This is a genomic window from Nostoc sp. 106C (genome assembly GCF_002154725.1).
Lineage (GTDB): Bacteria > Cyanobacteriota > Cyanobacteriia > Cyanobacteriales > Nostocaceae > Aulosira.
The window spans coordinates 48,336-61,991 of record NZ_MTAW01000013.1; the positions used below are offsets into that span (position 1 = coordinate 48,336).

A 13,656-nucleotide genomic window follows, 5' to 3' on the forward strand; every position below is an offset into this window, starting at 1 on the left:
GCAGGGGTGTCCAAAGGTAAGGAGATAAGATGGTTAACAGTTCTGAAGGCGATATAAATATTGGATCTCATGTCCAAGGTATTTCTGAATACAACTTGTTTTCTGACAGTAAGTCTGAGGACATTCATCGTCGTCCGCTTAAAATAGGCTCTCCCTACTTAGGACTAAAAACTTTTGAAATTCAAGATAAAGCCAAATTTTTTGGTCGGGAGAAGTGGATTGCTAATCTCAGCGATCGCTTAAAACAAGATGATGTAATCTTGCTTTTGGGAGTAGCATACAGTGGCAAATCATCTTTGATTTTGGCAGGTTTAATTCCTTATTTAGGATCTCGTAAAAATTCCTTAATCACTATAACTTTTCAACCAAATAAAAATCCTTTTCAATCTCTTTACGAAAGTCTTAATTTTAACCAGGAAAAACAATCAAAAATAGCAGATAGCGGTCGAGAAATCAGAGAAGATACGCTAATTAAAATTGTCAGATTTATCAAACAAAATTATCAGTATGTTCTGATTTTTATTGACCAATTTGAAGAACTGTTTACGGAAACTCAAAAGCCGGAACGTGACAAATTTGTTGCTAGTCTCTTTGAACTAATTCAGCAGCAGGATAGCTCTGTCAAAATTGTTTTAACAATGCGATCTAATTTTTTGGATAGATTTAGTGAGTATACGCAACTTGCGAAGCTCCACGACCGCTATAGTTGTATTCTCACTAGAATGAGCGATGATGAATTAAAGTTAGCGATCGCTAAACCTGCTGCTAGAAATGGTGTGACTTTTGAACAAGGTCTAATTGAGCAAATTATTGATAATTTTCACCAACAAGATGATTCTTTACCATTTCTGGAATATGCTCTGGATTTACTGTGGAAAAGCGAAAATATTCAAAACCGGGTTCTGAAAATAAAGACTTATAAAGAACTAAAAGAGCAAATATTTGGTTATTTAAGCAAACAAACTAATCAATTTATTCATCCTAATGTTGAATGGTACGATACTCATTTGAGAGAAAAGGAACAAGAGATTCAAAAGTTAAACCTTACACTGACTGAATTAAAATTGCGCGAGCAATCCGCTAGGGTTTTGAATTTACTGCCTGTCCAACCGCTAGAGGGTTTGGTGCTGGCAATTCAAACAATGGGTGAGAATCTAGACAAATACCCAAACCAGCTTTTAGCTTCTGTTTTGGGAAGCTTAAAGGAAGCAACGAACACACCTACAGAGGTAAATATCTTGCGCGGACACGAGCAAGAGGTTAATTGTCTAGCCTTTAGTCCTGATGGCAAGTTTATTGCCAGTGGCAGTAGTGATTCTACGGTGTGCTTGTGGAATATTATTGGCAATCCCACTGCTGAATTTTTATTAGGGCACGAGCAAGAGGTGAATTGTCTAGCCTTTAGTCCTGATAGCAAGTTTATTGTTAGTGGCAGTATTGACGGAATTTTGTGTTTATGGGATCTACAAGGTAATCTCATTACTCAACCGTGGCAGGGACATGAGGAAGGAGTTATTTCCGTCGCCTTTAACTCAAATGGCAATTCCATTGTCAGTGTTGGTTTTGACGGAACAGTGTGTTTGTGGGATTTACAAGGTAACGCCATTACTCAACCTTGGCGCGGACATAAGGAAGGAATTATTTCCGTCGCCTTGAGTCCAAATGGCAATTCCATTATCAGTGTTGGTTTTGACGGAACGGTGTGTTTATGGGATTTACAAGGTAACACCATCGCTCAACCCTGGCACAAACATGAGGCAAAAATTATTTGCGTCGCCTTTAGCCCCGATAGCAAGCTTATTGTCAGTGGTAGTAGTGATTCTACAGTGCGATTGTGGGACATCCAAGGTAATCCCATTGGTCAACCTTGGCGCGGGCATGAAGGACGTGTAAATTCTGTAGCGTTTAGCCTTGATGGTAAGTTTATTATTAGTGGTAGCTGCGATCGCACAATACGCTTGTGGGATATTGACGGCAACCCCATAACTCAACCTTGGCGTGGACATGAAGGACAGATTAATTCCCTAGCCTTTAGCCCCGATGGCAAGCTGATTATCAGTGGTGGCGATAAAACTGTGCGTTTGTGGGAGCTACATCAAATATTACAAGAACGGGTCATCGGGCGATCGCAGCGCAAATATGAGAATTGGGTCAATTCTGTTGCCTTTAGCCCTAATGGCAAGTGGATTATCAGTGCCAGCAATGATTCGACAGTCCGCTTGTGGGATATTGACGGCAACCCCATCGGTCTACCTTGGCGCGGGCATGAAAAAGAAGTCAATTGTGTCGCCTTTAGCCCGGATGGCAAGTGGATTGTCAGTGCCAGCAATGATTCGACAGTCCGCTTGTGGGATACCAACGGCAACCCCATCGGTCAACCTTGGCGCGGGCATGAAAAAGAAGTCAATTGTGTCGCCTTTAGCCCGGATGGTAAGTGGATTATCAGTGCCAGCAATGATTCGACAGTCCGCTTGTGGGATACCAACGGCAACTCCATCGGTCAACCTTGGCGCGGGCATGAAAAAGAAGTCAATTGTGTCGCCTTTAGCCCGGATGGCAACTGGATTGTCAGTGCCAGTAATGATTCGACAGTCCGCTTGTGGGATAGCAACGGCAACCCCATCGGTCAACCTTGGCGCGGACATGAGTATTGGGTAAATTCCGTAGCCTTTAGCGTTGATGGTAAACTGATTGCCAGTGGTAGCCTTGATGGAACAGTGCGTTTGTGGCGCTGTGGCTGGCAAGAGTGGTTGCAAGTTTGCTGCAACAGGTTACTTTACCATCCAGTCTTTCAAAATCCTAAAAATGGCAGTGATGTAGAAGTTGCCTACCAAACTTGTCAAAAATATGTATGGAATCCACAATGCTCTAAACAGTTGAACAACCAAGGTGCAGCAAAGCTAAAAGAGAAAGCTTATTCAGCAGCTTTAGAGGACTTCAACCAAGCAATTCAACTTAATTCGGAATCTACTTTTGCCTATTATAACCGGGGGCTTACCTACACCTACTTAAAAAAGTATCAGGCAGCAATAGAGGATTTTGATAAAGTAGTTGCCGCAGTCCCAGCCTACGCTACTGCATATTACACTAAAGGAATTTGCCACGCCCAGCTAGGTAATAACCAGGCAGCAGTTGAGAACGTTCATCAAGCTGCTGATTTATATCAACAACAAGGAAAAGAAGAAATGTATCAGAAGATGCTGCAATACCTATCTAAATTGAAAGTATATAGCAATCCTAAATGATTCATAAGAAAACACCATATTCATGGAGTTTAAGGAAGTCAAAAATTTGACAATTAAGCGACAATTCAAATAAAGCTTATACATCACCTCAAACTGGAATAGATTGGGAAGTCTGAGAAGTTTCGCTGGATTGAACTAATTCTTCTTCTAGTACCTGAATGCCTCCACTAATACGGAGTAAGGTAGTTTGCAGATTTGCTTGTTTGATCTCATAATCTGCTAATATTCTTTGACCATCTTCAAACTCTAATTTGAGGGATTGAAGACGTTGCTCTAGCTGTTCTTTTATCTGATTACTGACTTTTAAATCTTGATTAATAACTCCAGTTTCTTTATTAATTACTTCAGATATTTTGCTGAGATTTTCTAATATTTCGCTTATCTTGCTGTCTTCTTCTTGTAGTACTTGAATTGCGCCGCTGATGCGGAGTAATATTTTTTGCAAATTTGCCTGTTTAGTCTCATAATTTGCTAGGATTTTGTGCCCATCTTCAAATTCTAATTTCATAACTTGAAGACGTTTTTCTAGTTGTGTTTTCATGTAATCTATATCTCTATTTCGCTGTTAAAATTCGGAAATTTACAAATAGTTCTTTTTACCTGCCTAATAAAAAGTTTAAATCACATTATTTTTCAAGTTTATAGCGTCCTATAATTATGAATATACCGTAGCTATTATCTATCATTTCTCCTGGTAGATTAATGTTGATGATCCATTTATTGTCTTGCTCTGCCATTGAGTAAACTTGGCATGTGTTTAAGACAGCTTTTCCTTGAGAAACGCTATAGCCTACTACTGTTCCAAAAAGACAACCAATAGTCCAATCACTACTACTTCCCCAGCTATTACCTTTTTTTGTGATACTTATTGTCAACGAATCGTGACCTTTAGGAACAATGACAGGAAGCAGATATAACTCAGAACCGCTTGTTAATTCTATGCTGATCTTGAAACTACTTACTTCATTATCTATTCGAGTTATTCTTCCTTCACCAATTTTTCCTCCAATTGCTACGTTACCCTCAACCAGCAATCCATTAGCAGGTGCAGCATTTGTCCCTGCATAAGTAGAGCCGATCGCAACTCCTCCTGACACAGCCAGCTGACTTTGCGGATTGTTTGTGCTGATGCCAACATTGCCATTAGCTCTTAAGGTCATAATATTTTTTGGAACAAAGGAACCATCTGTTAGCCACAAATCCAGTTGTGTACGGGAATCTGTAGAACTTTTGTCCGAAGCATCATATCGGCTGAGGCGAAAGTCAGCCATATTTCCATATGTTTCATAGGCAACACCGTCACGAATCAATGCCAAGACAGACTCAGGCGGAGCAAGGTTTTGACGAGAGTTATTTACATTTGGTGATTTTGATTTGACAAACAGCTTGGTAGAATTCGAGTTCTGGAAATAATATGAAATGCTTGATGAATCGAAACCAATACCGACATTGCCAGCAACATAGAGGTCTTTATCAATTGTCAGCGATCCAGTCATGGTGTCACCGCCTTTGCTCAACAAACCCGTTGTTAAGGGTTTGAAGATGACACGACAATCATCCTTCACAGTAAATTGACCGCCTTTGTACTCCACCAAGGCTAAACTACAGTAGCGATGTAAAATCCCGTGCGGTGGTTGGGGTTTGTTACTAGGCGATTCGTTATTGGCAGTCAGGTTGCGAGTTGGAATTAACCAGTAGTCGCCTGTTTTATACTCAGCGGAACTTTGTTTGTCTTGAAGTTGATTTTCAAACCTGACCTTAATCTCACTCTCCAGCGTCTTCCAAGAATCTGACACCGAGATCTCGCCAGAATCCCAACGCCGTACTATCATTGGTGGCTCAAAATCTGGTGCTTTGCCACCTGGCCACTCTTTCACAGTCAGTGTGTTTGCTGTAACAGATGCCAACTCTACCAAAAGTCCAGGTTCACCAGAAAGGGTTTGTTTTTCAGTAGTTATCTCTACCCAGTTACCTGCTGCAAAAGCCGTTTGAATATCTTGTCCTAGACGACTAACAGGAATGTAGTTGTCTGTAATTTTGTTCTCAACACGGGTAGCAATTGAGCCATTATCCCGCGACCATTTGAACGTAGCGTCAGCGTCACCAACCTTACCGCTTTTGTGAATTTCCACACGGTAGAGTTGATTTTCTAGGTTTGCTCCCGCTCCTAAGATCGCCGATAATTTACCTGTGCTGATAGGGTTCTCCCAGCTAGGTTTCCAGTCAGGAGGGGCATATTTGCTTTTATCAGCACTGTCAACTTTTTTGAGTTTCACTTGCCAAACATTCTTGACTCGCGTGGCTGTATCAGCACCACCCAAAGCAGGTTCCCGAATCCCTGGATCTTCCAGTGCTGTGATGTGGCGTTGCCAGACATCAAGGTAAGCTAAGTAAATACCTTCTTCTGTTGGAAGTTTTGCACCTGGATAGTCTGATTGAGCAGTAAACAGCACAGACTGGTCATTCTCAAAAAGCATACCCTCGACGTAGTATCGCCCTTCACCGATTTTGAGATTTGTTTTATCATCTGCTGTGATCTCAAATCCAGCATACTTTTCTGGTGCGCCACTCTGACCGATAAAATCGGTGATTTCAGCAGCAATTCGATGCTCTGTAATATCAAGTTGTTCGTTCCAGTCTGCATCTAGTTGGACGCGCCCTTGCTGCATCAACACGCGGCTAAAACGTTTTTGGGGATTGAAGGTAAACCGAGAAAAATCGCCTTTCATAATATTTCCTTTAATAACTTCAAGACATATAGAAAATTCCAGCTTCTGAGCCAGCAGGCAAATATTCTTCTAAGCTGAGACGAAGATAAGCGGTGCGTTGAGATTGGTGAAGCAGATGAAATGCGCCCATCTCACCGCCATCATCTGCACCTGTGGCAATTTCTGGGGCACAGGTCAGTGCTAGTTGGGCGTATCCTGGATCGCCATACTGTACAGAGGTGAACAGGGGTTTGATTTGGCGATCGCCATCGCTACCCTCAAGAGGCTGACAGCAGTAACGGCGTGGAGTTTGGGAATCTTCTGGCAGATAACTGAAGCGGACACTGCCTGTTTGGCGATTTTTCACCGTAACAAGTGCTGTAAATATTACATTAGATGCTAGTGTGAGTTCGTGGAGTTTAACTTTACCAAAGATTGTAGTTCGCTCTAAAGTGGTGCGTGGGTGAGATTTGCCGTCTGCGGTGTTGGTAGCGATCGCATAATCCAAATCTGCCTTATTACGCAATTTTTTTGTATCTATAGTTACATCATTTGCGACTTTCCTCAAGCTAGATACATCATTTAAAATGCTGTCTACGATGCTGTCTTGCAATGTTAAACTGACAATCTGCTCTGGCAATTGTAAAGCACCGACAATGCTATGAGAGATAAATATTTGCAAACTGGAAATATCCTGTTTTGATTTTTCTACCTGCACTCCACCAATCAAAGTACAGTGAATGAAGTTCAGTCTCAGCCCTGTTTGAATGCTGACTTTACCATCAATTAGTATTCCATTGAAGGTCAACGCGGCATCGGGATTGTCATCTGCAACTTTGACTCCTAACGGAGTTTCACCACAACTGATGATAGGACGCATTCCGTTGGCTGCTTGAATCGTCAAGCGACCAGCTTTTTTCAGGATGATGATTAGCTCAGTGAATTCATGCACTTGGTTATCAGCGATTTCAATGATTCCAGATGGATGATCTTGAGCTAAATATTCTCGTAAAGCATCCTGCAACGTTTTTCCATCTTGACTGACAACACAGTACCAAGGAACAGAATCATTCGTTGCTAAAGTTGGCTGGCGGTCATAGGGGCCGCCACCAATGTCACCACTGAAACTGTAGCAGTAGCTAACGTTCACAGCTTGGGTTGGTGGTTCTTCGAGAGGGAAAGCTATTCGTCCCAATTTGACATCTACAGCGACTTTACCTGATTCGGGACTTTGCCAGTTACTTAAATCCATACTCACCACCTGCATCGGTGAAATATTTGAGATGTTGAAGCTGCGATTGGGGCCGTAATATTGGCTGTCTGGTGGTTGTTGGTCTGGTCGTGCGTCTTTGTATTGCTGTTGATATGCTTTTAAATCGGCTGCAAATGCTTGTTGAGCGATCGCACCAGGTAAGTTAATTGCTTCAGCAAATTGAGTAATTTCGGTTTTGGTTTGGGGTCGATTGAATAAAGTTGTCTGATAGCCAAGGGGGTGAAAGGTATACCCGATAATTTTGTTTCCTGCTGAATCTTTCACAGGGTAAGCGGGACTGTTGGTAATTGGATAGCTTTGCAGTCGCCAAACAAACAGACCCAGATTCGAGATGTTGTATTTGCCGCGCATCGCAGCGAAGGATTGCTGAGATTTTATCCCATCTGGACTGATGCGACGTACATCAACTAAATGAGCGATCGCATCAAACGGCGAATTTAACTGTTCTAAGTTTGCTCGGTGACGGATGTCGATGGTACTGCCTTTACCCAGACGGATATGATTGATATTTTGGGTAGCACTGAGTAGCTCAAAAAATTCTACTACCTTGGCTCTCCAGCCAGTCACATCAAATGTGATATTTTCCAGGATGGCAGGAGTACCTTTGCGGCGACGATAGACAATTGTATTAGCAACGTATGACCGTTGACTCCATAACAAACTTTTTTCATCATTTAAACCCTCAATCCCCAATAAGTCAGCGATGTAGGGAACCACCCACTCATCACAGGTTTCGATAAACCAGTTTTCATATAGCCCATCAATATCGGCCTCAATTGTTCGCAGTTGGTTTTCCATAACTGCAAGTAAAGCCCGCAACGGTTCTCCCTGCGCCAAATCTCGTTGGCGATAGATAGCTGGGAGGAGATGATAAAGACGTTCTGACTGATTCATGAACCTTTGTTGAGTGTTATGCCTTGAGGATTAATTAGTAATAACTGAGATGGCAAAGTTAGTTTTTCACTTGTATTCCAAGAGGCTGTTTTTGCTTCTAGAGATGAAGGAATTGATTTGGCTTTATTGTCAGATTTTAAATAAAGAAAATTCAAATTCACCGCTAATACACCTGCGACATTTTGGATAATTTCAATAACTTCTGAAGCGGCTACTGCTTGTCCAAATTCACGTTTAGCGAAACTAAATATTTGATTGAGGGTGCTTTCTATAATCTGCTTGACATTGTTTTCCTGGTAACGTGGGTCAATCCATACTGTTGCTTCTATGTTAAAGTACAACGGTTCGTAGGATTGAATCTCCACAGCTTGTAAGGGATTACTCATATGAGAAACAATTGCTTGTTTCAGGTTAGTAAAAAGTGCAGAATTAGATTCAACTTGTTGTCCATCATCAGCAGCAATAGTGATGTGTATTAATTTTGTTTGCCCTGTCCAGAGAATGACAGCTTGAGCTTTGCCAATACCCGCAAAACTTTGAGTAAAGTTTTGAAAGTCTCGTAAAGAAACAATGCGCTCTAGTGTGCGGACGGTGCGGGGAGTGTTATCGCGGATATGCAAAGAGGTTTCGCGATTGCCTGCACCTGTGGCATCATACAAATTAGTAACATCACGAATTCCTAAGGGTCGATTTTGCAGCAGTATCAAAGAACCTGCTTTGACTTCTCCAACTTGACCAATACCGCTACGGTAGGTAGCCACGACATTTTCCTGTCCACTGGGTAAGCGAGAACCATGAATCCCATCACCGAAGATAATAATACACTCGCCTCGGTCGTCAATTTGTACAATGTAGCATTGGCTACGGGCGTCTTGTTCTTCTAGAGATGAAACTTCTTGCCACAGCACATTATTCACATAGACTTGTAAAGTACTTTTGCTACCACTGGCTGTAGCTGCTGAGATATAAGTTAAAGGTGGTTTTTTCAGCTTAAATCTTTGGTTAGCTTGTCCGCCATTACCACTACCAAGGACTTCTTTTTCTACAGTTTCACCGTGAGTGGCTGGGACAACATTGGCATCAATAGTCACACTAGCAGTATCATAATCATGATGAAGGTCATGGCTTAGGGTAAGAGTTTGAGAGTCATCCATGCTACCAACAAAAGCAATTTCGGTATTAGTTTTGTCCTTGATGATGACTGTGCGTCCTGGCTCTAGTGAGGGTATTGACTGCGCCAGTTTAATTCGTGGATTTTGACGGTTAATTGATGGTAATTCTTGAGGTTTTTTGAATAATGGTAATTGTTCGCTTTGAATAAAAATAGTGGTTTCACGTAAATCAAATTCTTTTAAATTATTGCTACTTGTAACCTTTATCCGGGTAACTTTTCCTGCTAATTCAAAATCTGAGCGAAAAACAGTAGAGCTATTTTCAACTTGATAAAGTTCAGTTTGAAAAGATAATTTATCCTGATTTAACAGCACCCAGCTTCCTGGTAAAACATTTGAATATACGGCATTCAAGTCAATTTTTTGATTCTGAATGCTAAATTGACTCCATTCAGATGTTACTGGATTGTAAATAAAACTTTCTATTTCCGGTAGATCAGGAATAAAGCTAGAATCAACCGTAATTATTTTTTTTTCTTTAGAAACCTTAACTACAGTTTTTGATTGATTAGCAACTGTTATGATATCATCGTTGCTAATAGATGTTTGAAAGAATGCATTATTATTAAATTTTATAGTTATGCCAGTGCAATTAATAGTTTCACTAACAAGCTGACTAGGGCTATATTTGCGTTTACTTTCTGGGGATAGTTCGCTCCATTTGCGTGCGTTATGACCAAAAAGAGAAGCTTGCTGTCGGAAAGCGAATACTTGCAGATTATTAGCGGAACTGTGTGTTGCATTTACTAACACTGCTGGTAGTGTTTGTTTTGTGTTATTGTTCCAGCGAATCAATGTAAAGTTGTTTTGGGCATCAGTCTCTACAGATTCCAGAGTTAAAAAGAATCTAAATTCACGCTTGAGAGGATTTGCATTGGGATCAGATGAAACAGGCAAAGGAGCAGTGTTATCACCCCCTGTATCACTGATAATTAAAATGCGATCGCCGGGCTGAAGTCTAGTATTTGTTCCTTGTAAACTTAGTGCAGTTGTGTCTTGATCAAATTTTGGCGTGTCAAATTTTGGGGAAATATCTGGCTTGAGGCTATTCCACTCAACTCGTGCTTTCATCTGTGCAATAGTTTCAAATGTCTGGGGAAGTTCTCCCGGCGCTTTGGGAATACTCTGCACCCTTGTGCCAGCAGGAACTGTAACTTCCTGGGCTGCACCTGGTGTATCTTCGACGGTAAAAGTTAGGTATGTACTAGCAGCAACCCCAGGATTGAGTTTATAACCAACTGTGCGCGATAATTCTAAAATAGAGCGGTCTTCAGTGGCTGTTCGCAGATATCCTTCGTTAGCAATTCGCTCTTGGTAAAACGTTAGGACATCTCCAACCACTGCCCAAGCATCAAGGAGTGCGATCGCAGGATCGTCAAGATGTTGTGTTGTGAGGCTATGTAGGGGCTGTTGCGGCTTTTGTGCGTCGGGATGGGGAATTTTCTGGGTTGGTAAATCTGCTAATAGACGTTGAAATAAGGTGGGATGAGTGCCTATGCGGTAAGCCAAGGCACTTAATCCAGGAGGATTGTAGTTAGCAGGTTGCTCTGAACTGAAATCTGAACTATTCATAAGCCACCCTTGCAATTAAACTCAATTCTGCCGTTTTCTGGCGCATCTAAATTATTGTCGAGACGAGCAATTTCCAGCGGCGCGATCGCAATTTTTCCTGTCTCGATTTCGTTTCCTTCAGGCGAACCCCAGCGTTGAAACCGTGCAATTGGCATCTCTACTTGCACAACTCCTGGTAACTCCATTGCTGTCTTGACAATTTGACTTATATAAACTGGTTGACCAAAACTCCAGTTGTCTGGGTGAAAAAAACCACGCTTACCATTGGGCAAGTCTACGTTACTAAAGGTTTCCAATAGCAGCCGCTTGACGCTGCTGGCAAAGTATCCCGGTGCTACTTGCACTGTCAAGGAAATATCTAAAGGTACAAATTGCGGTGCAGTAATTTCTAAGTCATAGCCAGCGAGGCGGTAGGTTGCGATAAATTGCCGCAACGTGGCTTTAAAAGTCTCGTCGATGGGTTGATTTTTCCGACCTTTCACCGCAATAAAGACAGTATTCCAACTACCAGTCCAACGAATAGTAACTGCGGCTGTTTGTACTTGGGGGTGACGTGCCAAAACTTTTTGGTAGTCCGCCGCCGTAATACAGCGTTGCTGTTGATTCCGAAACACTTCTGGGGCGTACAGCCGCACCTGCTCAATCGATTCGGGTTCTGTACCTCCCTGTGCTGGTAGGGGATTTCGCACTTGTATAATCTTTTGCCTGATTTCAGAATCGCAGACAATATGTGCGATCGCATCATGTCCGACATTGCCCTGTATACCGTTGCCAACTCGATAATTAGCTACCAATTGATTTTGGCTAGTTGGTTTTTTGCCCCGCACTCCGTCCCCGAAACGCAAATTAGCAATACCATCACTTTCCATTTCCACCACAAAATCATTAGCAAAGCGATCGCTACTCAATAAATCACGTCTCGCCCACCAAGTCGCCACTGCTTGATCAGACTTCATCTCTTGGATATCGATCATTGGTGTGGCTGCATCAGGGTTTTGGGTCAAGGTTTGATTTGCTGACTGTTCTTTTCCCTTCACCACGTCATAAACAACGGCGTGTGTCAAGCCAATGTTTTGCAGTTGCGGGCGATAGCGTCCGGTTTGGGGTGCGGATGGGAGTGTCTCGGCGGTAATTTTTCTGCCATGTTCAGCCAGCACAATATTACCTTGGGCAATGCTAATGTTTTCTAGAGATTGAGTGTCTTGATAAATGGCAATGTCTAAGGGGAACGGTAAAGCGTCTTCAGGATGCCACTCAATTTCAGTAATCTGTTGTTCAAAGAGAGTGTCTTGTTGAGGAGTAACTTTAGTTAAGCGTACCGCGTGGCGATTTTTGGGGTCGGGGGCATTACCTGTTGTTTTACTTTTAATTTCCTCAAAAATCAGTACATCCCCTGCCTTCAAGTTAGTCAAATTCCCTTGTAATGTGGCACGGGTAGCCCCTAGAGGTAAAGAAAATTCCCTGGCTCCCCAGGTATAAAAATTAATTTCGTTGAGTTCGCTAAAGAGAGTAAGGGGGTAAATTGTTTCAAATATCTGTGTTTGCTGGAATAATAATTTTTCATACTCAGCCGGAGTAAGAGCTAGTTCTGGGGAAGAGTTGGTGCTTTTAGTTATTAACTGAGTTCCGGCTGGTAACAATAGTCCTGGTTGGGCAACTTCATCGTTAACTTGCACTTGCACCCAGACACGAGCATTACAGCCTTCGTGCATGGTGTAGTCAATTAACCTGGTGTGGCGACCAATAGAAATGCGTCGTCTTGCTGTTCCTAGATAAGCTTCTGTAGCTACGGCATCTTGGTAATAACTGAGGCGATCGCCTGCATAGGCTAAAATTTCTACTAAGGTGATCCCTAAATCGGCTGGGTGGCGTTCTTTCCACTGCGGCATCACGACCGATAAACGGTCAAGCATTAACTGACGAAAACTGCTGTAATCTCTAGCTAGGTAATCAATTTCTAAGGTTGAGGGTGGCTCTGGTAAACTGGGGAGCGATCGCAATGGATCAAAAGGACTAGGTTTATCGACTTCTAGGGAAAAACTCGCCTGGGAGAAGAATGGATCGAGGTGCGGTACATTGATTAACTCTAGGGTATAAACCGGGAAGTTTCCTGACGCAGAGGTGTCTTGTTGTCTGTCTTGCACCTGTAGCAGTTGGACTTGCAGAATGTTAGGAGGACTAGGAGTGATTCTCTCTACCTGTAAGTTAGTTGTGACATTTGCACCTCTGATAATGCGAATATTCGCAGCTGTAATTTGGGATAGAGAATTGTACTTAGTGTCTACCCCAGGTAGAAAATAGAGCCACAACTGTAGGAGATTAGTTTCTACTTGAATATAATCCAGACCAATTTGTTGAGGATGAGAAATAATCCTATCTCTTCGCAAGTTGCGGGAGAAATCATCAAGTTGTATGCCACTCATCCTAATGCACTCCGCTCAAATTGGGCTACTTGGCGTTCTTGATTGCGACGAATGGTGTACTGTACAACAACTCGTAAGGTAGATTCTTCGCTTGTAACTTGTAAAGCTTCCACTTGAATTAAATCACCCAGCCATTGTTGCAATGCTCCCTGCACGAGAAACTGCGTAGCCGCTGCCATTTCGTCGCTATTGGGAGCAAACACCAACTGCATTAACCCGCTGCCAAAGGTAGGGCGGTTAACTCGTTCCCCTGGTATGGTAAATAGCAGTTGCTCAATCATTTGGCGGATATGGTCGTCGGGAGAGGCGTTAGCAATGCGGCGGCTGCTGTCATCAATGTGGAATGGATAGGCAATTTCTGTATTCATC

The 13,656-nt window shown here is 42.4% G+C and carries 7 protein-coding genes; 1 reads left to right on the forward strand and 6 read right to left on the reverse strand.

What is annotated here, in order from left to right; all coding sequences use genetic code 11:
- The first annotated feature begins 29 nt into the window (after positions 1–29).
- Positions 30–3,245 carry a hypothetical protein gene (locus BV375_RS00305; RefSeq protein WP_086756032.1) on the forward strand — a complete coding sequence of 1,072 codons (3,216 nt, stop codon included), beginning with the start codon at positions 30–32 and terminating at the stop codon, positions 3,243–3,245.
- Between the two features lie 88 nt (positions 3,246–3,333).
- Here BV375_RS00305 and BV375_RS37875 read toward each other — a convergent pair whose 3' ends face one another.
- From BV375_RS37875 to BV375_RS00335, 6 genes are all read right to left on the reverse strand, one after another.
- Positions 3,334–3,786, reverse strand: coding sequence for a hypothetical protein (locus BV375_RS37875; protein ID WP_243713786.1), 453 nt, complete (start codon positions 3,784–3,786; stop codon positions 3,334–3,336).
- An 85-nt stretch (positions 3,787–3,871) separates the two neighbouring features.
- The gene (locus BV375_RS00315) at positions 3,872–5,974 is read right to left on the reverse strand and encodes a DUF6519 domain-containing protein (protein ID WP_086756034.1); all 2,103 of its coding nucleotides are present in this window, start codon (positions 5,972–5,974) and stop codon (positions 3,872–3,874) included.
- Between the two features lie 19 nt (positions 5,975–5,993).
- Positions 5,994–8,120, reverse strand: coding sequence for a phage tail protein (locus tag BV375_RS00320; protein WP_086756036.1), 2,127 nt, complete (start codon positions 8,118–8,120; stop codon positions 5,994–5,996).
- Positions 8,117–10,864 (reverse strand): putative baseplate assembly protein, encoded by a 2,748-nt coding sequence (locus BV375_RS00325; RefSeq protein ID WP_086756038.1) that lies wholly within the window; start codon positions 10,862–10,864, stop codon positions 8,117–8,119. Before BV375_RS00325 ends, BV375_RS00320 begins: the two co-directional genes overlap by 4 nt.
- Entirely contained in the window at positions 10,861–13,287 is a 2,427-nt protein-coding gene (locus tag BV375_RS00330; protein WP_086756040.1) for a hypothetical protein, read from the reverse strand. Before BV375_RS00330 ends, BV375_RS00325 begins: the two co-directional genes overlap by 4 nt.
- On the reverse strand, positions 13,284–13,655 hold the full coding sequence (locus BV375_RS00335) for a GPW/gp25 family protein (protein WP_086756042.1): 372 nt from the start codon (positions 13,653–13,655) through the stop codon (positions 13,284–13,286). The genes BV375_RS00330 and BV375_RS00335 overlap by 4 nt, the downstream gene beginning before the upstream one ends.
- Position 13,656: the final 1 nt, after the last annotated feature.

What these genes read in the sequence shown, in the direction of transcription:
- BV375_RS00305 (WP_086756032.1), top strand. Translation starts at nt 30, where the DNA reads ATGGTTAACAGTTCTGAAGGCGATATAAATATTGGATCTCATGTCCAA.
- BV375_RS37875 (WP_243713786.1), bottom strand. Translation starts at nt 3,786, where the DNA reads ATGAAAACACAACTAGAAAAACGTCTTCAAGTTATGAAATTAGAATTT.
- BV375_RS00315 (WP_086756034.1), bottom strand. Translation starts at nt 5,974, where the DNA reads ATGAAAGGCGATTTTTCTCGGTTTACCTTCAATCCCCAAAAACGTTTT.
- BV375_RS00320 (WP_086756036.1), bottom strand. Translation starts at nt 8,120, where the DNA reads ATGAATCAGTCAGAACGTCTTTATCATCTCCTCCCAGCTATCTATCGC.
- BV375_RS00325 (WP_086756038.1), bottom strand. Translation starts at nt 10,864, where the DNA reads ATGAATAGTTCAGATTTCAGTTCAGAGCAACCTGCTAACTACAATCCT.
- BV375_RS00330 (WP_086756040.1), bottom strand. Translation starts at nt 13,287, where the DNA reads ATGAGTGGCATACAACTTGATGATTTCTCCCGCAACTTGCGAAGAGAT.
- BV375_RS00335 (WP_086756042.1), bottom strand. Translation starts at nt 13,655, where the DNA reads ATGAATACAGAAATTGCCTATCCATTCCACATTGATGACAGCAGCCGC.